This is a genomic window from Methyloversatilis sp. RAC08 (assembly GCF_001713355.1).
Classification (GTDB): domain Bacteria; phylum Pseudomonadota; class Gammaproteobacteria; order Burkholderiales; family Rhodocyclaceae; genus Methyloversatilis.
On sequence record NZ_CP016448.1, the window covers coordinates 1376327 to 1399514 of the forward strand.

Annotated in this window: 21 protein-coding genes; 11 read left to right on the forward strand and 10 right to left on the reverse strand. The window is 65.2% G+C overall.

Going from position 1 to position 23188, the window contains the following annotated elements:
• Genes narH through BSY238_RS06305 form a run of 6 tightly spaced genes read left to right on the forward strand, consistent with a single transcriptional unit; the run spans position 1 to position 4885 of the window.
• Entirely contained in the window at positions 1 to 1524 is a 1524-nt protein-coding gene (gene narH / locus BSY238_RS06280) for a nitrate reductase subunit beta (RefSeq protein WP_069038383.1), read from the forward strand.
• Positions 1525 to 1526: 2 nt separating this feature from the next.
• Positions 1527 to 2228, forward strand: coding sequence for a nitrate reductase molybdenum cofactor assembly chaperone (gene narJ, locus BSY238_RS06285; protein ID WP_223300292.1), 702 nt, complete (start codon positions 1527 to 1529; stop codon positions 2226 to 2228).
• The gene (narI, locus tag BSY238_RS06290) at positions 2225 to 2962 is read left to right on the forward strand and encodes a respiratory nitrate reductase subunit gamma (RefSeq protein ID WP_069038384.1); all 738 of its coding nucleotides are present in this window, start codon (positions 2225 to 2227) and stop codon (positions 2960 to 2962) included. Before narJ ends, narI begins: the two co-directional genes overlap by 4 nt.
• Before the next feature lie 10 nt (positions 2963 to 2972).
• Positions 2973 to 3755, forward strand: a complete 783-nt coding sequence (locus BSY238_RS06295; protein WP_069038385.1) for a peptidylprolyl isomerase — start codon at positions 2973 to 2975, stop codon at positions 3753 to 3755.
• Positions 3756 to 3761: 6 nt separating this feature from the next.
• Entirely contained in the window at positions 3762 to 4460 is a 699-nt protein-coding gene (locus tag BSY238_RS06300) for a carbonic anhydrase (protein WP_069038386.1), read from the forward strand.
• Positions 4454 to 4885 carry a hypothetical protein gene (locus BSY238_RS06305; RefSeq protein ID WP_223300293.1) on the forward strand — a complete coding sequence of 144 codons (432 nt, stop codon included), beginning with the start codon at positions 4454 to 4456 and terminating at the stop codon, positions 4883 to 4885. The genes BSY238_RS06300 and BSY238_RS06305 overlap by 7 nt, the downstream gene beginning before the upstream one ends.
• A 437-nt stretch (positions 4886 to 5322) precedes the next feature.
• Here the strand turns inward: BSY238_RS06305 and BSY238_RS06310 are convergent, their stop codons facing one another.
• Complete coding sequence (locus tag BSY238_RS06310) at positions 5323 to 6126, reverse strand: PEP-CTERM sorting domain-containing protein (protein ID WP_069038387.1); 804 nt, start codon at positions 6124 to 6126, stop codon at positions 5323 to 5325.
• Positions 6127 to 6429: 303 nt separating this feature from the next.
• Here BSY238_RS06310 and BSY238_RS06315 point away from each other — a divergent pair, with 303 nt between their 5' ends.
• Both BSY238_RS06315 and BSY238_RS06320 read left to right on the forward strand, forming a co-directional pair.
• Positions 6430 to 6792 (forward strand): putative quinol monooxygenase, encoded by a 363-nt coding sequence (locus BSY238_RS06315; RefSeq protein ID WP_069038388.1) that lies wholly within the window; start codon positions 6430 to 6432, stop codon positions 6790 to 6792.
• 65 nt (positions 6793 to 6857) lie between these two features.
• On the forward strand, positions 6858 to 7445 hold the full coding sequence (locus BSY238_RS06320) for a lipocalin family protein (RefSeq protein WP_069040501.1): 588 nt from the start codon (positions 6858 to 6860) through the stop codon (positions 7443 to 7445).
• Here BSY238_RS06320 and arsA read toward each other — a convergent pair.
• The 3 genes from arsA to BSY238_RS06335 are packed head-to-tail and all read right to left on the reverse strand — an operon-like array spanning position 7432 to position 10471.
• Positions 7432 to 9225: an arsenical pump-driving ATPase gene (arsA, locus tag BSY238_RS06325; RefSeq protein WP_069038389.1), complete on the reverse strand. Its 1794-nt coding sequence runs from the start codon at positions 9223 to 9225 to the stop codon at positions 7432 to 7434. The two genes, BSY238_RS06320 and arsA, sit on opposite strands and share 14 nt — an antisense overlap.
• 10 nt (positions 9226 to 9235) lie before the next feature.
• Positions 9236 to 9544, reverse strand: a complete 309-nt coding sequence (locus BSY238_RS06330) for a chaperone modulator CbpM (RefSeq protein ID WP_069038390.1) — start codon at positions 9542 to 9544, stop codon at positions 9236 to 9238.
• Between the two features lie 3 nt (positions 9545 to 9547).
• Entirely contained in the window at positions 9548 to 10471 is a 924-nt protein-coding gene (locus BSY238_RS06335) for a DnaJ C-terminal domain-containing protein (RefSeq protein ID WP_069038391.1), read from the reverse strand.
• 397 nt (positions 10472 to 10868) lie between these two features.
• Here BSY238_RS06335 and BSY238_RS06340 point away from each other — a divergent pair, with 397 nt between their 5' ends.
• The 3 genes from BSY238_RS06340 to BSY238_RS06350 all read left to right on the forward strand — a co-directional run bounded on the left by BSY238_RS06340 (position 10869) and on the right by BSY238_RS06350 (position 12738).
• Complete coding sequence (locus tag BSY238_RS06340) at positions 10869 to 11519, forward strand: OmpA family protein (protein ID WP_069038392.1); 651 nt, start codon at positions 10869 to 10871, stop codon at positions 11517 to 11519.
• A gap of 166 nt (positions 11520 to 11685) precedes the next feature.
• Positions 11686 to 12222 carry an LEA type 2 family protein gene (locus BSY238_RS06345; protein ID WP_223300294.1) on the forward strand — a complete coding sequence of 179 codons (537 nt, stop codon included), beginning with the start codon at positions 11686 to 11688 and terminating at the stop codon, positions 12220 to 12222.
• Between the two features lie 252 nt (positions 12223 to 12474).
• Positions 12475 to 12738 carry a CopG family ribbon-helix-helix protein gene (locus tag BSY238_RS06350; protein ID WP_069038394.1) on the forward strand — a complete coding sequence of 88 codons (264 nt, stop codon included), beginning with the start codon at positions 12475 to 12477 and terminating at the stop codon, positions 12736 to 12738.
• 125 nt (positions 12739 to 12863) lie between these two features.
• Here BSY238_RS06350 and BSY238_RS18010 read toward each other — a convergent pair whose 3' ends face one another.
• From BSY238_RS18010 to BSY238_RS06380, 6 genes are all read right to left on the reverse strand, one after another.
• Positions 12864 to 15524: a site-specific DNA-methyltransferase gene (locus BSY238_RS18010; RefSeq protein WP_083223943.1), complete on the reverse strand. Its 2661-nt coding sequence runs from the start codon at positions 15522 to 15524 to the stop codon at positions 12864 to 12866.
• Positions 15521 to 15955 carry a type II toxin-antitoxin system VapC family toxin gene (locus tag BSY238_RS06360; protein WP_069038396.1) on the reverse strand — a complete coding sequence of 145 codons (435 nt, stop codon included), beginning with the start codon at positions 15953 to 15955 and terminating at the stop codon, positions 15521 to 15523. The genes BSY238_RS18010 and BSY238_RS06360 overlap by 4 nt, the downstream gene beginning before the upstream one ends.
• The gene (locus BSY238_RS06365) at positions 15952 to 19134 is read right to left on the reverse strand and encodes a BPTD_3080 family restriction endonuclease (protein WP_069038397.1); all 3183 of its coding nucleotides are present in this window, start codon (positions 19132 to 19134) and stop codon (positions 15952 to 15954) included. The genes BSY238_RS06360 and BSY238_RS06365 overlap by 4 nt, the downstream gene beginning before the upstream one ends.
• Before the next feature lie 116 nt (positions 19135 to 19250).
• A complete protein-coding gene (locus BSY238_RS06370) occupies positions 19251 to 20126 on the reverse strand; it encodes a Rossmann-like domain-containing protein (protein ID WP_069038398.1) in 876 nt (291 codons plus the stop codon).
• The gene (locus tag BSY238_RS06375) at positions 20123 to 21733 is read right to left on the reverse strand and encodes a VWA domain-containing protein (RefSeq protein WP_069038399.1); all 1611 of its coding nucleotides are present in this window, start codon (positions 21731 to 21733) and stop codon (positions 20123 to 20125) included. The genes BSY238_RS06370 and BSY238_RS06375 overlap by 4 nt, the downstream gene beginning before the upstream one ends.
• A complete protein-coding gene (locus tag BSY238_RS06380; protein WP_069038400.1) occupies positions 21730 to 23187 on the reverse strand; it encodes an AAA family ATPase in 1458 nt (485 codons plus the stop codon). The genes BSY238_RS06375 and BSY238_RS06380 overlap by 4 nt, the downstream gene beginning before the upstream one ends.
• Position 23188 lies beyond the last annotated feature (1 nt).

Sequence of the window (23188 nt, forward strand, 5' to 3'; positions counted from 1 at the left end):
ATGAAAATACGCGCTCAGATCGGCATGGTGCTCAACCTCGACAAGTGCATCGGTTGCCACACCTGCTCGGTTACCTGCAAGAACGTGTGGACCAGCCGCCCCGGCATGGAATACGCGTGGTTCAACAACGTGGAAACCAAGCCCGGCATCGGCTACCCGAAGGAATGGGAAAACCAGGACAAGTGGCAGGGCGGCTGGGTCCGCCGGGCCGACGGCTCGATCGTGCCGCGCCAGGGTGGCAAGTGGCAGCTGCTGATGAAGATCTTCGCCAATCCGCACCTGCCGGAAATCGATGACTACTACGAGCCCTTCACCTTCGACTACGACCACCTGCAGTCGGCACCCGAGTCGAAGGCCACGCCGACCGCACGCCCGCGCAGCCTTATCACCGGCAAGCGCATGGAAAAGATCGAGTGGGGCCCGAACTGGGAGGAAATTCTCGGCGGCGAATTCAGCAAACGCTCGAAGGACAAGAACTTCGACGAGGTGCAGAAGGAGATCTACGGCGAGTTCGAGAACACCTTCATGATGTATCTGCCGCGGCTGTGCGAGCACTGCCTGAATCCGGCATGCGTCGCCTCCTGCCCGTCGGGTTCGATCTACAAGCGCGAGGAGGACGGCATCGTGCTGATCGACCAGGACAAGTGCCGCGGCTGGCGCATGTGCGTCAGCGGCTGCCCGTACAAGAAGATCTATTACAACTGGCAGTCGGGCAAGGCGGAAAAGTGCATCTTCTGCTACCCGCGCATCGAAGCGGGCCAGCCCACGGTGTGTTCGGAAACCTGTGTCGGGCGCATCCGCTATCTCGGCGTACTGCTGTATGACGCAGACTGCATTCAGGAAGCGGCATCGGTCGAACACGATCGCGATCTGTATCAGGCACAGCTCGACATCTTCCTCGACCCGAACGATCCGAAGGTGATCGAGCAGGCACGTGCCGACGGCATACCCGATTCGTGGATGGAATCGGCGCGTCGCAGCCCGGTGTACAAGATGGCTGTCGAGTGGAAGGTGGCGCTGCCGCTGCACCCGGAATACCGCACGCTGCCGATGGTCTGGTACGTGCCGCCGCTGTCGCCGATCACCGCCGCTGCAAACGCCGGCCAGGTCGGAGTGAATGGCGAAATCCCGGACGTGAATCAGCTGCGCATCCCGGTCAAGTATCTGGCCAACCTGCTGACCGCCGGCGACACGCAGCCGGTGGTGCGCGCACTCGAACGCATGCTGGCGATGCGTGCCTACCAGCGCGCCAAGCACGTCGATGGCGAAACCAACATGGCGGCGCTGAATCAGGTCGGCCTCACGCAGGCCGAGGTCGAAGACATGTACCACGTGATGGCCATCGCCAATTACGAGGACCGCTTCGTCATTCCGACGGCGCACCGCGAATACGCCGAGGACGCCTTCGATGTGCGCGGTGGCTGCGGCTTCACGTTCGGCAACGGCTGCTCGGAAGGCAGTTCCGACACCAGCCTGTTCGGGGGTTCGAAACGGCGCACGATTCCGATCAAGGCGGTGGTGTGATCATGGGACTGTTCAATGCACCCGCCCCCGAGCGCATGACGCTCACGCTGCGCGTGATGGCGCACCTGCTGTCCTACCCGGATGCCACACTGCGCGAGCATCTGCCGGAACTGCGCGACGCGCTGCGCAGCGAACGGGCGCTGTCTTCGTCCCGACTGGCCGAACTCGACGCGCTGATCGGTTCGCTCGAACGGGGTGACGCCCTCGAGACCGAAGCGGACTACGTCGAACTGTTCGACCGCGGCCGGCGCACCTCGCTGCACCTGTTCGAGCATGTTCATGGCGATTCGCGTGATCGCGGACCAGCCATGATCGATCTGGCGCAGACCTACGAGAAAGCGGGACTCTATCTCGGTCCGGACGAGCTGCCCGACTATCTGCCGGCGGTACTGGAGTTCGCTTCCACCCAGCCGCCGAAGGAAGCCTGCGCACTGCTAGCCGAGATGGCGCACATCCTGAACGTCATCTTTTCGGCACTGCTGCAGCGTGAAAGTCCCTACGCCAGCGTGCTCGGCGCCCTGATAGAAATGGCCGGAGAGAAAGCTCAGGCGGTCACCATCGCACCCGATGAGCCGATCGACGAAAGCTGGGCCGAACCGCTGGCCTTCGACGGCTGCTCATCGAACGGTCAGGCCAAGCCCGGCACGCCACACCCCATCCACATCGTTCGCAAGTCCTCCGCCACCGAAGGAGTACAACCATGACCCCCTGGCTCGACACCCTGCTGTTCGGTTACTACCCGTACATCTGCCTCGCCGTGTTCTTCATCGGCAGCTTGCTGCGCTTCGACCGCGACCAGTACACCTGGAAGAGCGATTCGTCGCAGCTGCTGCGCCGCGGACAGTTGCGGCTCGGCAGCAACCTGTTCCACATCGGCGTGCTGTTCCTGTTCTTCGGCCACTTCTTCGGCATGCTTACGCCGCACTTCGTCTATGAGCACTTCATCGGCGCCGGTGCCAAGCAGGTCGTGGCGATGGTTTCGGGCGGCATTGCAGGGCTGATTGCATTCGTCGGGCTCACGCTGCTGCTGCATCGCCGCCTGACCGAGCCGCGCATCCGCGCCACCTCGAAAACCAGCGACATCCTGATCGCCGCGCTGCTTTGGCTGCAGTTGCTGCTGGGTCTCGCCACGATCCCGATGTCGGCGCAGCACCTCGACGGCAGCATGATGATGAAGCTGGCCGAATGGGCCCAGCGCATCGTCACCTTCCGCGCCGGTGCGCCGGAACTGCTGGCCGAAGCAGGCTGGGTGTTCAAGACACACATGTTCCTCGGCATGAGCATCTTCCTGATCTTCCCCTTCACACGTCTGGTGCACGTGTGGAGCGGCTTCGCATCGGTGTTCTACGCTTTCCGCCCCTACCAGGTGGTACGTGCCCGCCGCCTCAATCTGCCGGCCGGCCACAACCAGCCGCGTCAACCCGACGCCAGCGTCTGAGGAGATAGCCATGACAATCGAAACCCTTTCCCGCGTGGCACGCGTCAACGGTGTGCAGATCAGCAACGAGGACGAAGCGCTGACCGCGGAGACACTGCAGCAGCGCGCCTACACCGAACTGCTGCGTCAGGCGGCGCAGAGCGCCGGCCTGTTGGCGGCCGAAGAGAAGACGACGCCGGATGGCGTGATCAGCGAGTCGGCCGCGTCGGCGATCGATGCACTGGTCGAACGATCTGTTCAGGTACCCGAGCCGTCCGAAGATGCCTGCCGCAGGCATTACGCGGCTCATGAAGCGAGCTACCGCACCGGTGAAAAGGTGCGCGTGCGGCACATCCTGTTTGCGGTCACCGAAGGCGTCGACGTGGTGGCACTGCGCAAGCGGGCGGAAGGCGTGCTGCTCGATGTACGCTGCCATGACGGCTCGGAGCAGGACACGTTCGCACACGCCGCCGAGCAGTTTTCGAATTGCCCGAGCGGCGCGCGCGGCGGCGAACTCGACTGGCTCACCGCCGACGACTGCGCGCCCGAGTTCGCACGCGAGGTGTTCGGTCATGTCGAGGTCGGCGTGCTGCCCCGTCTGGTGCATAGCCGCTTCGGCCTGCATGTGGTCGAGGTGCTGGAACGCGATCCGGGCATCGCTCAAAGCTACGAGTCGGTACGCGGTGCGGTGGCAGGCACGCTGCGCCAGCAGAGCTTCGTCACGGCCTTGCGCCAGTATCTGAGCCTGCTGGCCGGCGCGGCGGTGATCGAAGGCATCGACCTGGATCGCGCCGACTCGCCTCTGGTGCAATAGACCGACATGCCCGACGAGTTGCTGGCCCGCCTGCAGCGCTTTCACGACCACACCTTTCCCGGCGCGCGGGAGCGTTTCCAGGATCTGGTGCGCGACGGGCAGCACCCGACCATCCTGTTCATCGGCTGTTCGGACTCGCGCCTCGTGCCCTATCTGCTGACCGGCACCGGACCGGGCGAGCTGTTCATCGTGCGCAATGTCGGCGCCTTCGTGCCGCCCTACGACATCCGCGCCCAGCATGGACAGCTGGCCGGTTTCCACGGCACCACTGCGGCCATCGAATATGCGGTCCTGAACCTGAAGGTGGCGCACATCATCGTGTGCGGTCACAGCCACTGCGGCGGCGTGCGCGCGCTGTACGAAGGTGTCGACCCCGACACAGCACCCAACCTGGCCGCCTGGCTCGACCTCGGCCGCGAGGCGGTGCTGCCGGTGCAGCTCACCGACGAGGCGCTGCGCCGCACCGAGCAACGCGCGGTCGTGCTGCAGCTGGAACGGCTGATGGACTACCCGATGGTGCGCCGGCAGGTCGACGCCGGGCAGCTCGCGCTGCATGGCTGGCATTACGTGATCGAGGAAGGCGAAGTGCATGTGTTCGACGTGCACCAGGGCGCCTTCGTGCCGGCGTCCAGCGCCGCACACAGCGGTACCGGCCCTTTCCTGCCTTTCGCGGGCGACGCCATCAGCCCGGTGGATGCATGGTGAGCCCGGCGCTCGGTCATACTCGCGCCATGGCGATCAACGACCTGCCCCACGACTTCACGCCCAGCAACCGGCGCGACTTTCCCGGCCGCCGCTGGCTGCTGGTCGCGCTGCGTTCGGTGCATCTGATCGGCGTCGTACTGGTCGGCGCCGCACTGCTCGGTGATCACGACGCATACCGGCCCGCAGCGGCCGCACTGATGCTGGTGACCGGCATCGGCCTGTACGGTATCGAAGTGTGGAGCAAGCCGCGCCATGCGCTCGAACTGGCCGGCCTGTTCATCCCGCTCAAGCTGGCAGGCGTAGCCGCCATGATCGTGCTGCCCCAGCTGGCCGCCGCCATCTTCTGGCTGCTGCTGGTCGCCTCCTCCATCGTGTCGCACGCGCCTGCCGGCTTTCGCCACCTGCGCCCCGGCAAACGCAGCTGAACCGGGTCTCCGGCGGGCGCGGCGGAGGGACCCTGTTGGGCATCGCTGCGCTCGCCACAAGACCGTGCCGTGCCTGCGCCCGGTGCAGCAGGCAGGTTGGAGTGAGCGCAGCGATGCCCAACGCGATCGTCATCACCGCCAACACGGTTGCTCTGCGACACAGTCTCCGGTCAGATGGTGGGAGACCCGAAGCCGGTTCACCGAATCCGTACGACAAGGCTGGCGGAAAGTGCTGCCGGCCTGGCGTCGCGCATCGGTAAATCGCTGTGAGACAACGCCCGCGCGGCGATACAGCCGTCTCTGCGCCCGACCCACCCTTCGACCTCGCCGACCCGGCCCTGCATCAAGCTGCGGCCATTCAACCTGCGCCGACTATTATCACGGCCACAAGCCGGCGCTGTTCGTCGAACGCGCGGGGCTGGAGGCGGAATACGTGTTCAACACCATTCGCGACGGCGGGCAGCTGCCGCGATCACGCCGAGGCCCGCCAGCATCAGCGCGACGGCCGACGGTTCCGGCACTGCCGGCAGCGGCGGCAGTTCGCCGACCTGATCGCCGTCGAGCTCGATGTCGTACAGCCGGATCGACGCCACGCGCCCGTCGGCGAATTCGCCCTGGCCGCCCCCCACCAGGTTGTCGGCGAAGAAGTGGATCAGGCGTGACGGGTTTGCCGCCGCGTAGGCGCTGAAGTTCAGCGAAGTCGAACTCAGCGTGAACTGGAAGATGCCGTCCATATAGCCGGTCACCGTGTCGTTGCCGTTGTTGGTCAGCGTGACGCGGTGGTACTCGCCGTAGGTGAAGGGCGTCGGGCCGTCGCCGCTGGGCCACACCTCCAGGCGCTGGCCCGGATCGATGTAGAGCGCATTGTCGCTCTGCCGGTTGGACACACCGAAGATGTTTTCCCAGCTTGCGTCATCGGCTTCGAACTGGAACACGATGTCGACCGAGTAGGCGTCGTCGGCATCGAGCAGGCCGCTGGTGTCGACGAACAGCCCCGCCTGCTGGCTGGGCATGGCGTCGCCATCAAAGCGATACACCCAGCGCGTTTCGCCGAACACCGTGTCCATCACGAAACCGCTGGCCGACAGCGGATCGATGGCGGAGAGCGCCGGCTTGCCTGCTTCGTCTGCGGACAGCGTGTTGTTGAAATTCCAGGTCGCCACAGCAGCCGGTGCAGCGGCGTGCGCCAGCGATGCTGCACTCAGCATCGCGGAAGCCACGGTCAGGGCAAGCAGTTTCATTGCGTCAGCCTTTCGGGAATCGGTCACTCGACGCAGGCTGCGAGCAAATTCGGGACCATCCGGACATATCGTTGTTTTTTCTTGGAAATGACATGCAGGCGCAGCGGTGATGTCAAAAATCCCGACAGGCTGCACCGGCCTCAGCCGCCGTCGCGCACGCGTGGCGCAACGTCGTGGCCGCCGGGCGCTGCCCGATGCTGCCCGGCTCAGGCATACTCCGGCCACTCCGCGACCCGACGGGCGGGTTGCGGCAGCGAGCATGAGCCATATCGTGCAGATTTCGAATTTCAGGAGGAAACAGACATGAACCAAGACACCGTGTGCACCCTTGTCCCCTACTTCGATGTGCCGGCCGACAAGGTCGATGAATTCAAGGCGCTCGGCAAGCGCTTTGTAGAGCGCACGCGCAGCGAACCGGGCTGCGTGCATTACGCATTTTCATTCAGCGGCTGCACCGCGCACTGCCGCGAAGGCTATGACAACGCAGAGGCCATCCTGCATCACCTCGAAAACGTCGGCGGGCTGCTGCAGGAAGCCCTCGCGATCGCCTACCTGATCAAGCTCGAAGTCCACGCACCGGCGGCGGAAATCGCAAAGCTGCGCGATCCGCTGACCGCCATGAAGCCGCAGTATTTCGTGCTGGAAGAAGGCGGCATCCGCCGCTGATGCAGCTGACGCGGCCGCCTCTCCGGACGATGGCGGCCGCCGTGCGCACAGCCGGAAACCACCTCATGAATGCTCGTCTGCTGTCCATGCTCGCTGTGTCCGCCTGCCTGGCATGCGGCGGAGCCAGTGCGCAGGATCGCCCGTCCACCAGTCCGAACTCACAGAACCGCGCAGCATCCACCGCCCCGCTGACCGCCGTCGACACGCTGGACGTACAGCGTTACCTCGGCACCTGGCACGAAATCGCACGGTATCCCAACTGGTTCCAGCGCAAATGCGTCGGCCAGGTGACGGCCGACTATGCGCTCGACAGCGACGGCAGCCTGAAGGTGCTGAACCGCTGCCGGCTGGCCGATGACGAATTCGACGAAGCCAAGGGCACGGCGCTGCAACAGGGCGGCCCAGCCTCGGCCCGGCTGAAGGTGAGCTTCGCGCCGGCCTGGCTGTCCTTCATCCCCTTCCTGTGGGGCGACTACTGGGTGATCGACATCGACGCCGACTATCAGCTTGCCGCCGTCAGCGAACCCGGCCGCGACTACCTGTGGGTGCTGTCGAAAACGCCGCGCGTCGATCCGGTACGCTATCAGGCGCTGCTCGAACGACTGGCTGCAAAGGGCTTCGACATTCCGAAGATCGAACTCACGCCGCAGTAGTGCGGACCGCGGCACCGAGCAGTGCAGACAGCGCGGCCACACCGACCGGCGCTTCGGTCACCCACGGCACCACGTAGGTATGCCGCGCCAGACCGGCGGCAATGCGCGCCATCTGCGCGCGTTCTCCGTCGAGGCGCGCGGACAGCAGCGGGTCACGGGTGCCTGCCGCGAGAATCGACTTGTTGACCACCCAGGCAAGGGGTTCGATCTGCGCGCGGCGCAGATCGTCCTGCAGCGCGGCGGCCTGCGACACCGGCGTCACCTCGGGCAGCGTGACCAGAATGATGCGGGTGTAGGTCGCATCCTGCAGGCGCATCAGCGGCGTAACGAAGTGCGCGCTCGTGCGGCCTTCGTATTCGCGCACGGTCTGCCGGTGGTAGGCGCCGGTGGCATCCATCAGCAGCAGCGAATGCCCGGTCGGTGCGGTGTCCAGCACAACGAATGCGCTGCGCGCCACGGCGACGATGCGTGAAAACGCATGAAAGACGGCCACCTCCTCGGTACATGGCGAACGCAGGTCTTCCTGCAGCAGCGCACGTTCCTGTTCGTCCAGCCCGGGCGAGCGTGCCGCCATGATCTTGTCGACATAGCGTCGCGTCTCCGCCACCGGGTCGATGCGATCCACCTTCAGCCCGGGCACCCCGGTGCCGAGTGTCGCCGCCAGATGCGCAGCCGGATCGGTCGTGCTCAGATGCACCGACTTGCCCCGCTGCACCAGACCCAGTGCCAGCGCGGCGGCAATCGTGGTCTTGCCGACGCCGCCCTTGCCCATCACCATGATGAGTCCGCGATCGCCGGCGGCCAGTTCATCGACCAGCTTTGCCAGATAGTCGGCGGGCGGCGGCCGATCGGCCACCAGATCGGCCACAGTCCGTGCCGCTTGCGTCGGAAGCGCCGGCGTGTCGGACAGCAGCGCGCGCAGTGCCGGCAGGCCGACGGTGTCGAACGCGCGCAGCGGCACCACGTCCTGCGCCAGCGCGCGCAGGCTGTCCGGCATGTCGCGCAGCGCCTGGCGCCCCAGCGCTTCGATGGCGGCCGCCACCTTGTCACCTGGATCAGTCGCCCGGAACAGGCCGTTGATCACCAGTCGCTGGTTGCCCAGACCGAGCGTGCGCAATTCGTCCGAGGTGCGCGCCGCCTCGCCGATGGCGCCGTGGTCGGGCCGCGTCACCAGCACCACCGTGGTCTGGCCGGCATCGCTCAGCGTGGCCAGCGCGGTGTTGAAGCGCGCTTCCTGCATCTTCAGTCCGGAGTGCGGGCCGAGACACGATGCCCCCCGGTCGTTACCGCGCAGGAAACCGCTCCACGCCTTCGGCAGGCTGAGCAGTCGCAAGGTGTGGCCGGTGGGCGCGGTGTCGAACACGACATGATCGAAGCCGTCGGCGGCACCTGCGAGCAGGCCGGAAAACTCGTCGAACGCGGCGATTTCGGTCGTGCACGCACCGGACAGCTGTTCGCGCACGGTGGCGCGTTCGGCATCGGTCGTGTCAGGCGCCATCCGGTCCTGCACCCGCTGACGATACGATTCTGCTGCGGCATCCGGGTCGATGTTGAGCACCGACAGGCCGGGTGCGCCGGGCACCGGCGTGGCCTGGTTGCTCAACAGCACACCGAGCATTTCATCGAGATTGGACGCCGCATCGGTGCTGACCAGCAGCACGCGCCGGCCGGCATCGGCCAGCGCGATCGCCGTTGCCGTGGACAGCGAAGTCTTGCCCACGCCGCCCTTGCCGGTGAAGAACAGATAGCGCGTCGCGCCGGACAGCAGTTTCATCGCCATGGCGTCGCCCTCATCGCCGTGTGCGCGAGAGCTGCTGCCTGAGCAGCCTGACCTCTTCGATCAGGTCCACCACCAGCGCGGCCAGTTCGGGGTTGGCATCGAAGTCGCGCTCCATCGCACGCAGCTGTCGGGCGCGCACCAGCTCCGCGCTGGCGAAGCGCCACGCCTCGGGTTGTCCGGCGTCCATGCGGCACAGGTAACCGGCTTCGACGCGCTCGATGATCCAACCGGGTTCGGCTGCGCAGGCCCGCGCCAGTTCGTCGAGGGTGAGGCGTGCGTCATCGAGCAGTTCGCCGGTCAGGATGTCGTCGTGTGTCATCGCTCAGGCTCCTGCTGTGCGGCGCGGATCGAAGTGCAGGTCGCGTGCCATGGTTTCGTAAAGGCGGCGTGCGGCGTCATTGTCGGCCGGCGGCAGCACCACTTCGAGCACGACGTACAGATCGCCCGGCGGATCACCCGGAATGCCGCGCGACTTCAGGCGCAGCTTGCGGCCCGTCTGCGACCCCGCCGGCACCGTCAGCGTCACCGCGCCCGACGGCGTCGGCACGTCTATCGGTCCGCCCAGCGCGGCCTCCCACGGCGTGACCGGTACGGTTTCATGGACGTCCCGGCCGTCGACGCGATAGCGGGCGTCGGGGGTGAAGCGAATCTCGAGGTAAAGATCGCCCGCCGGTGCGCCGCCTTCGCCGGGCGCTCCCTGCCCGCTCAGGCGGATGTGCTGGCCTTCCTTCACGCCCTTGGGAATGCGCACGTCGAGCGTGTGATCCTCGAGCACGACCTGACCGTGTTCATCGACGCGCGGCCGGCGCAGGCTGATCGTTCTGCTCGCGCCCCGATAGGCGTCCTGCAGCCCGATCTCCACCTTCGCGTGGTGATCCTCGCCGCGCATGCGGTAAGCCCCCGAACGGCGCGCACCGCCGGCACGACCGAACAGGCTGGCGAAGAAATCGCTGCTGTCCGCCGCGTCGGCGCCGGAGAACTCGAAATTGCTGTCCCAGCCCGGCTGCGGCTGGAAGGGCTGGCCCGGCTGATGCCCGCTGCCCATCTGATCGTAGAGCGCGCGCTTTTCCGGGTCGGACAGCACCGCGTTGGCTTCGTTGATGTCCTTCATGCGCGCTTCCGCGCCCGGCTCCTTGCTCACGTCCGGGTGGTACTTGCGCGCCAGCTTGCGGAAGGCCTTCTTGATGTCGTCCGCGCTGGCGTCGCGCGCGACGCCCAGTGTCTGGTAGTAGTCCTTGAAGTCCACGTACGCGCTCCCCTTTTGACGACTGCGCCGACCCACGATTCAAGTACGTTGCGACAGAAGGTCGCAGACCAATGATGGTCCGTCGGTACGCCCGGATACATGACGCGGATCAATGAGGCGATGCACTGCCCGATGGCCGCAGGCGAATCACAGGCAGCCCGATGACAAGGAAGAAACAGCCTGGCTGCGGAGCCAGTGCCCGCGAACAGGCACGGTGTCTCATTTGTTACTGCGTGTGCTGGCGCACCGTCTCGGGGCGTCTCGTCTGCCACACTGACTTGTCGCACGCGGCTGGAGACATGCAGCCGCGGCCGATCCTGAACGCATCAGGCAAGCGTCTGAATGGTCGTCACCCCGACGACCTTGAGAACACGGCGGTTCACCCGGAAACAACATCATGAAGAAAACCCTCGCACTCATTTCGATCGGTGCCCTTGTGGCCACCGGTTGCGCAAACCTGTCGGAAACGCAGCAGCGCACGGCCATCGGCACCGGTGTCGGCGCAGCCGCCGGCGCAGCACTGGGCAGCTCACTCGGCGGAAGCGGCGGCGCGACGCGCACCGGCGCCTTGCTCGGCGCAGCGGTCGGCGGCATCGGCACCTACATCTGGTCGAACCGGATGGAAGAACAGAAGCGGACGATGGAACAGGCCACGGCCGGCACCGGCGTCGCCGTCGTACAGACCGCCGACAACCAGCTGAAGCTGGAAATCCCGAGCGATATTTCATTCGATGTCGGCCGCGCCGACATCAAGTCGAACTTCCGCCCGGTGCTCGAACGCTTCGCGCAGACGCTCAACGCGAACCCGAATACTGAAGTCCGCATCATCGGCCACACCGACAGCACCGGCAGCGACGCGGTGAACAATCCGCTGTCGGTGAACCGCGCCGCCAGCACCCGCCAGTACCTGACCGACCGCGGCGTCGCGCAGAACCGCATCATCATCGATGGCCGCGGCTCGCGCGAACCGGTGGCCGACAACGGCAGCGAACAGGGTCGCGCACAGAACCGCCGGGTCGAAATCTTCGTCGCCGAACCGCGCACCTGAACGTCGCAAGCGGGTGGCTGACCCGCTTGCGCCTGCAGCGTGAATGGAGCGACCGCAAGATCGCCCGGGGCCTGTAGATGCTTGATCGTGTAGACAATGATTGAGCATCCACAGGCCCTGGTCCGTTTACGCCCCACCCTCATCGATCAACACCGAGGTGACCCGCGTGCCTGCCATTCTTTCCCCACCCATGTCGCCGCACCTTACTCCGGCCCTCTCGCTACGCCTGCTCCTCGTCACGCTCGGCCTTGCGCTGCTGTGCGCGCTGACCGGCTGCGCAGGTCTCACCGCGCGCGATCCGGTCCGGGTCAATCTGGTCGGCGTCGAGCCGCTGCAGGGCGAAGGCTTCGAATTGCGCTTTGCCGTCAAGCTGCGGGTGCAGAACCCGAATGACAGCGTGATCGACTACGACGGCCTCGCACTCGAACTCGACGTGAACAACCGGTCATTCGCAACCGGCGTCAGCGACGCCAGAGGCAGCGTGCCGCGCTTCGGCGAAACGGTCATCAGCGTGCCGGTCACGGTATCGGCCCTGTCGGCCCTGCGCCAGGCGCTCGGCATGACTGAGGGCAGCACGCTGGAAAACCTGCCCTTCGCGCTGCGCGGCAAACTCGCTGGCGGCGCCTTCGGCACCGTGCGTTTCAGCGAGGAAGGCCGGCTCAGTCTGCCGGGGATGACTCAGGGTAACGGCAGCGCGCGCTGAACGCGGCTGATCGACCACGCGGCGCGCGTCACTGAACCGGAACACACCGCTCGCTTCGGGAGCTCAGCCAGGTCCGGGCAGCCGTCACGCCGCAGCGCATCGTGCGCCCTGTGTCTGACTGCTTTCGTGCTTTGCATTGCTCCGACAGCCTGCAGCACATGGCGATACGGGGCGCCCCGTTCCCGCTGACGAGCCAGGTGGACAGGGCCGCTGGATCACACTACCTTGATTGAAAATGATTGGGAGCGATTCATGTCTTCAGCCGACACCCGCGTAATGACCGCCCACCTGCCCGTGACGCTGGCCGAACAGGTTGACCATCTCGCGGCGCGTCTAGAGCGTTCACGCAGCTGGGGGGTGAAGCAAGCCCTCGCCGCCTACGTCGAACGGGAAGCCGACCGCTACCGTCTGACGCTCGACGCCATGGCGGACGTCGAGGCCGGCAAGGGCGTGAGCCATCCGGACGTAAAGGCATGGGCAGCCAGCTTGAATGCGGACAGATCCCGGCTGCTTTAACGCAGGAGGCGCAGGCGAGCTTGTTGAGGCGAGTGTCGTGTAAGCGTTTTCATTCGTCACTTCGCCACCCTGCAGGCCATCCCCGCCAAAATTACCGAAGACCGCACGACGGTGCTCTGGCAGTTCTAGAGCACCAGCACCTTGGTACTTTCCTCGCCGAACTGGCTGACCACACGCACCGCCACGCGCTTGCCCTTGCGCCAGGGGAGAGGGTGCGAACGGTGACCGTACAGGCGGTCGAACACGTCGTCGTCGAGTTCGATCTTCAGCGTGCGCTCGACCTTTTTCTTCGTGCCTGACTTCGCAAGATCGGACAGGCCCTTCTTCCATCTGTCGAACTCGTCGCGGTCGCCGCCGCAGAAGAACACCTGGCGCACCATGAAGCTGGCGCCGTCGTAGTCGTCATCGAGCATCCAGTAGGCGATGTCAGCCACCGAGCGGGGACGCACTTCGTCGCGCACCGGGTCGTAAATGTCCAGGCCGCGTATTTCCACGATGGCGTGGTCGCCGTCGCGCTCGATGGCGATGTCCGGCTCGCCTATGGTGACGAAGCTGGCGGCCTTCCTGTCCTTCTTGGTCAGGCCGGCCTGCAGCAGATCGTCGTGCATGCGCACCTTGGTCACTTCGAAACTGCCGGCGCGCTGGTTCTGCGTGGAGTTCTCGACATCGCTTTCGAAGGCGAAACCGAGCAGGATCAGCCACTGCGCATCGCCACGCTGGCGGCAGGCCTTCACCGCGGCATTGACCGCCAACTTACTCACCGGCGCGAACTGCGGACCGATGTGCAGATAGGCTTTCTGTTCGCCGCCGGCGCCTTCGTAATAACCTTCGGCATGCAGATCGCTGCCGGCGAGCGCATCGATGCGCACGAACACCGCGTTTTCGTTGCGCGCGCCGTTCTTCACGCCGGCCGACTTCAGATGCTCGAAAATGCGCGCCTGGAAAACCTCAAGCTGTTCGTGATCCAGGCTGGCGTCCTCGACCGCATCCGGCGACAGCGGCTCCCAGGCCTGCAGCGTTTCCACGGTGAACGGCCCGGCCACGCGCAATTTCTTCCTGTCCAGCGCTGGCTGGTCGAACAGCGTGACGGTTTCCGGCGGTTCGTCGTTGGCGAGCGAACCCAGCGTCACCCGCTGCACGGTCTTGTAGTCGAAGCCGTGGCGCACATCCCAGTCGGCGCGAGCCACGCCGTTCTTCTCGTCGGCCAGCGTGTACCACGGATAGGTGGCCGTCATGAGCCGGGTCTTGGCGATGTTCAGCGCCACGCGCGAGGTATCGATGGTGATCCAGCGACGGCCCCACTGTTCGGCCACATGGGCGGTCGTGCCCGAACCGCAGGTCGGATCAAGTACGAGGTCGCCGGGGTCGGATGTCATGAGGATGCAACGTTTTATGATTTCCTCGTTGGTTTGAACGACATAAACGGGATCACTTGCTCCACCCAGCCCATCCCACCAATTAGAAATTCGATTAAATCCAAAATCATCAAAATATGATTTAAACCGAAGTTGCCCTGCCCCTCCAATAAGTCGTCCGAGTTCCTGAAGACGGGTCATCCCAGGCTTACGTCCATCATCCGAACGAACCGTTGTCTTCCAGCAGTTTCCTTTACCCGGAGAATATTCTTTTCCGTCTAGAACGAAGGGCAAGCTCTGGTTTTTTCGCTCACCACCACTAGTCATAGGGTTTGCGCGAAATAGCCGCGCTCTCGGATAATCCAGATTCAGCCTCTTAGGACTTAGCCTGTAATCAAACCACTCACCTCCCGGAGTCAGAGCATTTGACACCTTGTAAATTGAACCATCCTCTAATTCGAAAAACTTGAATTCACCAAGCGCATCCGAATCAATTTCCCTGCGAGTATAAAACGGCCTAAATTTAATCCGCCCTTCGTCTTTTGGCTCCCGTCCGTACCACAAGACAAAATCATTTACCGGCTGAATATAATCACCCTTCTGAAACCCCTTTTTCTTCACGAGAATTTCAGCAACGAAGCACGACGAACCAAACACCTCATCAAGCAGCCCCCTGGCGAGATGTACGTTTTCAGATGAAATCTGAACAAAAACAGAACCCGATGGATTCAGCAGATCCCGCGCCAATAGAAGACGCTGGTGCAAATAGGACAAATACGAATGAATGCCATATTCCCAAGTATCGCGGAACGCTCGAATAACCTCCGGCTCCCCTGTCAACGAATCATCAGGGTCATTGTCCGGCATGTTTGGTTCATCTAACCGAAGCTGCCAATTCGAACCATACTTAATACCGTAGGGCGGGTCGATGTAGATCGTCTGCACGGCACCGCGCATGCCTTCGCGTTCCAGCAGACTGGCCATCACCAGCAGGCTGTCGCCCTGGATCAGGCGGTTGCTCCATTTGTCCGCCTGCTTGTAGTAGTAGGTGGGCTTGTCGAGTTCATCGACGTCGGTGTAGTTGTTGAACAGTTCGTCCACGCTGGGTGCGAACAGGCCGGACTGCGCGCTTTCCTCGACCTTGAGCCTGTACAGGCGCTGGATGAGCTTTTCCGGGCCGATGTGCTCGACGCGGTAGAGCGAGCGGATGTCGGTGCTCAGTACGTCGTCGCGGTCGTCGTCGCCGTACTTGCCGAGCCAGAACAGTTCCGGGTCCTGCCCGCGATGCACGACCGGGTTCAGCGGGTAGTCGGCCTTGCCACGCTTCGCGTCGGGCGCGGCGTCTTCCATGCCGGCTTCCTCGCGCGACGGAATGCGGCGCCGCGTATCGCGCCGGTGCTTGAGGCTGTCTATCTTCTTGTCGTCGCTCATGGTGCTTCCGTGGCGGGATCGGGCCGGGTCCAGTCTTCAAGTGCCAGATCGGGCACACGCTGGAACTCGCGGGTATTGTTGGTGACGAGGTTCAGGCCATGCGCGCGGGCATGCGCGGCAATCCACAGATCGTTCGGGCCGATGATCGTGCCCTGCTTTTCGAGCGTGCCGCGGATGGCGCCGTAGTGGCTGCCGGTGTCGTCGTCCATGCCAAGCACCGGGATGATTTCGCGTATGCGCTTCAGGATGTCGAAGCTCGCGGCGCGATGTTGCGACTTCTCGGCACCGAGCACCAGTTCGCCCCAGGTGACGACCGACATGGCGGCTTCACCGGCTGACAGCGCCCTTATGCGTTCAGGAACACCCAGCCGCTGCTTCTTGTAGGCGATGCAGATATTGGTATCGAGCAGGTAACGCGGTGTGGCACTCATTCGAAGGGCTCTCGCTGTTCAAAGACGGGCCTGTCCTCGCGGCCCTCGACATAGAAATCGGCCGGCAGGCGGGCGAGCAGATCGAGCGCCTCGCCCACGCTGTCCGGTGCCGCATCGACTTCCGCAACGATGCGGCGGATGGCGGCTTCAAGCTGGGGCTTGAGGTTATCGATGTCCTCGACCTCCTCGAAATACCACGGGGGCAGACCGAGCTTGACGCGGGCGTTGTTCACCGCGGGCAGCCAGCGCTCGCGCACATACCAGCGCTTGATCGCCTTGTCCTTGTTGAAGCCGGTGATTTCGAGAATGAGGTTCGCCCGCCGCAACTTGGGCGTGCGCAGCCGCACGATGTAGTCGGGCAGGTATTTGTGTTCCTTGCCATCCTGCACATAAGGAATGACGAAGCCGAGAAAGGCGTTCTTGACGTAGCTCTCGACTTCCTTGATGCGGTCGAGATGCTTGGCCGCCACCTGTTCCCACAGGTCGGTGTCGGCCACCACCAGATTGACGTGGCTCTTGCGCCCCGGATAGGTGGGCTTCGCGGTGTGGCCGAATACGTTGGCCGTGCTGCCGGTCGGGTTGTAGTGGTTGAGCAGCGGCAGCACGCGCTCGCGTTCGGCTGCATGGGCAATGATGCCGCGGTTGATGCTCTCGACGATGGCAACCGGGTTTTCGTGGATGACCAGACGTTTCCACTTCGCATCCGCCTCGCCGATGACGGTGAGCACCTCGTCGTACCAATGCTGCACGATGGCACGCACCGCACTGAACACGCGCAGGTCGGCGCGACCGGGCGCATCGTCGGCCATGCCGCGCATGAAGATGCGGACGAGGTCGAACACCACCTGCTGGTCGCGCAGTTCGTCTACCCGCAGTTCGAGTGCCTGCTGGTCGCCGGAGACCGCGGTACCCAGGATGCTCTGCACCGGCAGTTTCGTGGTGTCGATGCCGAACTTCGGCACTGCGGAAAAATCGGCGCGAAGCCTTGCCGGTTCGGTCTCGACGCGATAGCCGATCAGGTTGGGAAAACGAATTTCCAGTTCGCCGCGCTCGGGCAGCGCGCGCAACGTGGCGTATTCGGGCGGTTCGGCATAGGCGGCATCGCCGCCCTGGTAGAGCTTGAACGGCACACCGATGATGTGGGCGTACTCCGGCGGAAACTTTCCGGTCTTCGGATCGATGAAGTACTGGCGCCTGCGCAGCGCGCGCCCGGCCACCTGTTCGCACAGCAGTTGCGAACCGAAGGCGCGCAACCCCATGACATGGGTGACGGTGTTGGCGTCCCAGCCTTCGGTGAGCATGGATACGCTGACCACGCAACGGATGTGGCTGCCAAGCGCATCCGGCTTGCCGACGGTGTTCACGACCTCGCGCAGCAGGTCGCCGTCGGTCAGCAGCTCGACGCTGCGCTCCGGATGACGCAGCCGGTAGTCGCGCTTGAAGCGCTCGATCTCGGGCGCGAATATCTTGCGGAAGCTGTCGTCGATCTGGCCGGAATGTTCCAGCGCGTCGCTGTCGATGAGCAACGTTGGCGGACGGCTGCGCGGCAGGCGGGTGACCGGATCGAAATTGGAGAACAGATCGAGGCGGCCCGGTACGACATAGGGCTCACCGCTGTCATCCACGGTTTCATAACCGGCGATGTGCTTGAACACTTCGCGCGACACCTGGGTGTTGCTGCAGACGACGATGAACACGGGCGGTTCCGAGAACAGGTCGACGCGCTGCTCGCCCTTCTTTCTCAGCCCTTCGTCGTAGTCGGCGTAGTGGCGATAGAACTGCTCCAGCGCCGAGCGCACGAGCGGCGGCAGATTCGGTTCGGCTTCGCCGACCCCCGGTGCAGCAGGTTCGCCCGCCTTGCCCTTCTCCGCCTTGCGCTGCCCGCGCGCGCCCTTCTTCGGCAACTGGTCGCGGCAGTTCTCGTAAAGATTGCGCAGCACCGGTTCGTCGATGGCGTGACTGCTGTCTTCGACCGGCAGGTAGGGAATCTTGACCAGACCCGCCTCGATGGCTTCGATCAGGCCAAAGTCGCTGACCACCCAGGGGAACAGCGAATACGCGGTGTAGCCGGAGCCCGACAGGTAATAGGGCGTGGCCGAAAGGTCATAGACCGCCTGAAGTTTGAATCGCTGCGCCACGGCGCGCACACCCGAGAACCACACGGCGGCACGCGCGTTTTCGGTTTCCGAATTGTCCAGTTCGGTGTCCTTGCCCCTGGCGCGCGGCAGATAGCAATGATGCGCCTCGTCATTGATGACGAGAATGCGCCGCCCGGCCTTGAAGCCCTTGAGTACACGGCGCACCACCAGCGCCGCGTCCTCGCGTGCTTCGGTCTTGCTGCCGTCCAGACCGATCTTGCCGTCGGTGGGTGCGCGCTTGTTACCGGACAGCACCCGCGGCAGGAAGTCGTGATAGTTGGTCACGACCAGCCGGTGAGCGAGTTCGTGCAACGCGCCCTCGTAAGCGGGCGGCACCAGATGACGGGCACGGTAGTAGTCGTGCGCTTCGTGAGGGCGCAGATCGCCAGCGTCGGGAAACAGCACCGACAGCCGGTCACGGATGGTGATACCCGGTGCCAGCACCAGAAAGTAGTCGGCAAAGCGGGTGTCGTTGCGATACTCGCGCCGATTCAGGAAGTGATACAGCACGAGGCAGGCCATGACCACGGTCTTGCCGCTGCCGGTCGCCATCTTGAATGCGATGCGGTGAAGGCCGTCGGATTGATCGACGTGCACATCGCGCAACTCCTTCAGCGTGCGGTTGCCCGCATTGCACAGCGCAGCCTGCTCGTTGAGCCAGATGGCGGTTTCGACCGCTTCGCGCTGGGCAAAGAACAGGCTCTGGTGAGCTTGACGTTCCGGGTTGCAAAACCAGAAATCGAGCAGGTCGCGGGTCACGCGGCTGGTCGTACCTTGATAGCCGGACTGGCGCCAGCGGCGTACCTCGTCTCTCAGCCGATTGACCAGATGCGTTCCGTACTCAGCCTGGAAATCATTCAGGTCGAACATGCTGCCCTGCGGCTGCTGCCCAAGCGGCACCTGCGGTACATCGGGCACGAACAGGCGCCTTCCCTTGCGGACATCCCGGTAATTCAGGTTGCCGCCGTTGTCGGTCGCGTAATGTCGGGCTGGCTCGTCGTAGGGCGAGTTCAGGATGGGATTGTTATCGGCGCTGCTCATTCCTGTCGTCTGTCATAACTGCCCGCAAGCACGGATCGCGCGAGTCTAACAGGGACGACGGCCAACGAAGTCGGGCGGACGGCAACTTCGGTGCGCCTGGAGCGCCTGGGCGAGCATCAGCCCGCTGCCCGCTCCAGCAACGCGTCAAACCCCGGATAGGCATCGGCCGTCAGCGCGAACTTGCTGGTCGCCTTGCGCCCCTTCCGGTTGTCCTTGTCACCCGATGTGAGCCCTTCGATGAAGGCCGCACTATCCTCGACCCAGCTGCCGCCGAGCAGGGTGACACCGCGCGCGAAGAGGGCGTCGGGCAGGCAGCCGGCGCTGGGGCCGACCATGGCGAACCAGCGGGCGGCGTGGCAGTGGGCGAGCATGCGGTCGAGCGTGTCGTTGAGCAGCAGCGTGCTGGTGGACAGCACCTTGCCGCAGGATTCCAGCGCTGTGGCGTCGGTGGTGACGCGCCAGCCTTCGCGCTCGCCGACGGCGCGCTCGTCCAGTTCGATCACGGTGAGCCGGGCGCCGGCGGCGACGATGCGCTCCACCAGCGGGCCGAACAGGCCGATCATGCCGATGGCTTCATCCGGCTGCGGATCCATCCGGCCGATGGAATCGCTGCTGCCGTCCGGCCGGTAGCCGGCGCGGTCGTACAGGCAGCGGGTGATGGCGTTGGCGCAGACGAAGCCCAGGGTGCGGTCCACGCCCTGCCCGCTCACGTAGCGACGCGCCAGCGCGAGTGCGTCGGCGCCTTTCAGGTCGGTGAGGCCGGGGCCGTTGCGCAGGCGCTCCAGCGTATCGTCGAGCAGTACATACGACAAGCCGATGCTGCCGTCGTCCAGTTCGAGCGCGCAGAACTCGCCACGAGCATGACCACTTGCACCATCGCGACACGGTTCGTCGGGACGCGCCAGCGGCAGGTGCAGCGCGCGCACGCGCGGCAACGACATGCGAGCCGCGATGGTTTCGATCTGTGCGAGGTAATCGGTGGCGAAGCTCATGGTGTGTCGGCCGGGTCGGGTTTCTGGATGGATCCGGGCTGCACCTGATCGCGGCGCAGCCCGGCGCGTACCGCGGACGAGGCCGCTTCGCCGCTGACCGTGGCGTCGCGGTTTTCCGGCGTGCGCAAGGCGCCCGGGAAATACAGTGCGGTGAGGCGGTGGGTGTGCAGCGGCGAGTCGCCGCTGCCGTGGGCGTGGGCATCGTCGCCGTAGCGACGCCAGTCGCGCACCGGATGGATGTCGTCCGCCACTTCGAGCAAGCCGATGGTTTCGCGGTCGCCGATCAGCACGCCCTGCGCGCGCAGGCCGAGCGCCGCCTTGGCTGCGTCGAGCCGCGCGACCAGTTCGGGCGTGGCGCCGAATTCGCCGTCGGACGCGATCAGCAGGTCGGCCCGTTGCCAGGCCTGCTGTTCCAGCCGCGCGAGGGCGCGGTCGAGCGGGCCGCAGATGTCGGTGCCACCGCGAAAGCCCTGGCCGAGAAAATGGATCAGCCGCTCGATGCCCGACGCATCGACGGCGACGTCCAGTTCCACTACCTCGTCCGGACCGCCGAAGGCGAACACGTGGCAGGCGCGACCCTGGTCATGCGCGGTGCGCACCGCTTCGAGCACCACTGCCTTGGCGACCTGACCGGCGCCACCCTGCATCGAACCGGACGTATCGACACACACCAGCAGCGGGCCCATTTCGAGCCGGCGATCGGCTTGCAGGTCGGGGCGCGCCTGCAGCACCGGCGCATCGAGCTGATGCACCTCGTGCAGCCGGTCGTCGTCTTCGTAACAGAGCAGCGTGCGCTCGGCGCGGCGCGCGTGCCACACGAGGCGCAGCACCGGGTGACCGAGCAGCACGGCTTCGGCGGGCAGCATGCGGGCAATGCGATCGGCGCGATGAATGCCGCGCGTCTCGCCCGGCATGTCGGGCACGCGCACGCTGCGCGATTCCGTGCGACGTGCGATGGCGTCCTCCAGCACCGTCACCGGGTCACGCTGCGCGGCATCGATCTCGTCCGCCGGTTGGGCACGCCCGAGCCGGCGGATGCATCGCGCCAGTTCAGGCAGTCGTTCAAGCAGCCGGCGGATGCGCACCACCTCGCGCCAGCCCTCGCTGCGCAGCAGACCGGGAATGAGGTCCCAGCGCGCGTTCTTGCCATCGTCCGGCAGCTTGCCGAAGACATCGATCAGTTCGTCCATCTGACCGCGCCGGTCCTGCCAGTCGGACTCGAAGGCCTCGACGGCCATCCGGATGGCGCGCGCCGCCGTGGCGCCACGATCGCGATAGTCGTCGATGAAATCGAGATGGAACAGCAGGCTCAGCAAGACGGTGTCGGTCAGTTCCCGACGCGCGCTGCAGTACGCGGCGAGATCGAGCGTACGGAAGGTGTCGCACAACGCCGCGACGATGTCGGGTGACGGCCAGCCCCAGGCATCGGACGCCGGCACACGGCCATCGATCAGTGCGTCGCGCAGCGCGACCAGTGCGGCCAGTCGCGGCTCCAGAATGCCCTGCGCATGCGTCAGGCCGGACAGCCACAGCGTGCGCGGCAGCGCTTCAAGCGCCGCCAGACGCGCCTCGCGTGCCGCGAACAGACGCTGCGGATCTGCGCTCACATCAGCGGCTCGTGCAGCACCGGCTCCGGTACCGCGTCGCCGACCGCGGTCGCGACATCGGCCGGCAGGCGCGGCAGGTTTTCGAAGCCGCGCTGGGCATCGCGGGCGCGGACGGCGAGATCGGCGAGGGCGGACGCGGTCGCCGCGAGATGGCGCTCGACCTGCGCCAGTTCCGCGTCGTCCAGCCAGAGCGTGGTGCGCCGGCAGTCGGCCAGACTGGCGCGTTCGGCGTCCAGTTCTGTCTGATAGCCGGCGATGCGGACGAGCAGGTCATCGATCTGCGCGGTCCGCGCACCGATGTGCGCAGGGCCGTAACGACGCTGCCGGCTGTAGCTCATGCGCAACGCTCCGGCCCCGCCCTTGGCGTCGCCGATCTTTTCCGCCAGGTCGGTCGCGAAATCGCTGGTCATTCCGGCCGATATGTCCGATGCGGAAAAACGCAGCCGGCCGGCGTCGTCGTAGTCAAGATCATTGGCTTTCCGTTCGGCTTCAAGCTGCGCTTCGAAAGCCTGCACGACGCGCGTGAGGCGGGCCGGTGCGCAGGCCTCGCGCACGCCGAGGTGGTGGGTCAGCCAGTCGGCGACGGCACCCTGGCGCGCGGCATCCGGGGCGACGCAGGCGGGCAGCAGCAGCAGGTCCCACGCGCCGACGGCAGTGCGCCTTTCGCTCGCAGCGGCCACGCGCAGCAACCACAGCGTCTTGACCCAGCGCCGGTCGGACACGTAGCCGCCTTGCGCCGCGAGATGCGTGCGCAGTGCCGACAGCACCGCCACGACCCCGGCCGGCAGCGCCACCTGGCGCGCAGCGGCCGCGAGTGCGGCGAGGTCTGCGTCAGCCAGCGCCAGCGCGTCATCCGCCAGCGACCAGGGGTCGGCGCAACCGGTGTCGAGCAGCGCGGCAAACCCGTCGGCACTGACCGGCGCGACCGGCAGGCGGGTCAGGAAGCGGTCGAAGAAGGCTTCGCCCACCTCGTCTTCGGGCACATCGTTGGTGGCGCCGATCACGCTGACCAGCGGACAGCGCTGGCGGCCGGCGCCGTTGTCGAATTCGCGTTCGTTGAGCAAAGTCAGCAGGGCATTCAGGATGGCGCTGTTCGCCTTGAACACCTCGTCGATGAAGGCGATTGACGCGTCGGGCAGGAAACCGGCGGTGTGCCGCTCGTAGCGATCCTCTTCCAGCGCGCGGATCGACAACGGACCGAACAGCTCTTCGGGCACGGTGAAGCGGGTCAGCAGGCGCTCGAAATAGCGCGCATCGCGGAAGGCACTGCGCAGGCGGCGCGCCAGTTCGCTCTTGGCCGTACCGGGCGGGCCGATCAGCAAGGTGTGCTCGCCGGCCAGCGCGGTCAGCAGGCAGCGGCGAACGACGACACGGCGTTCGACCAGCCCGCATTCGAGTTGCCCGGCCAGCGCACGCAGACGATCGGACAGCGACGGGGGTATCAGAGGATTCATG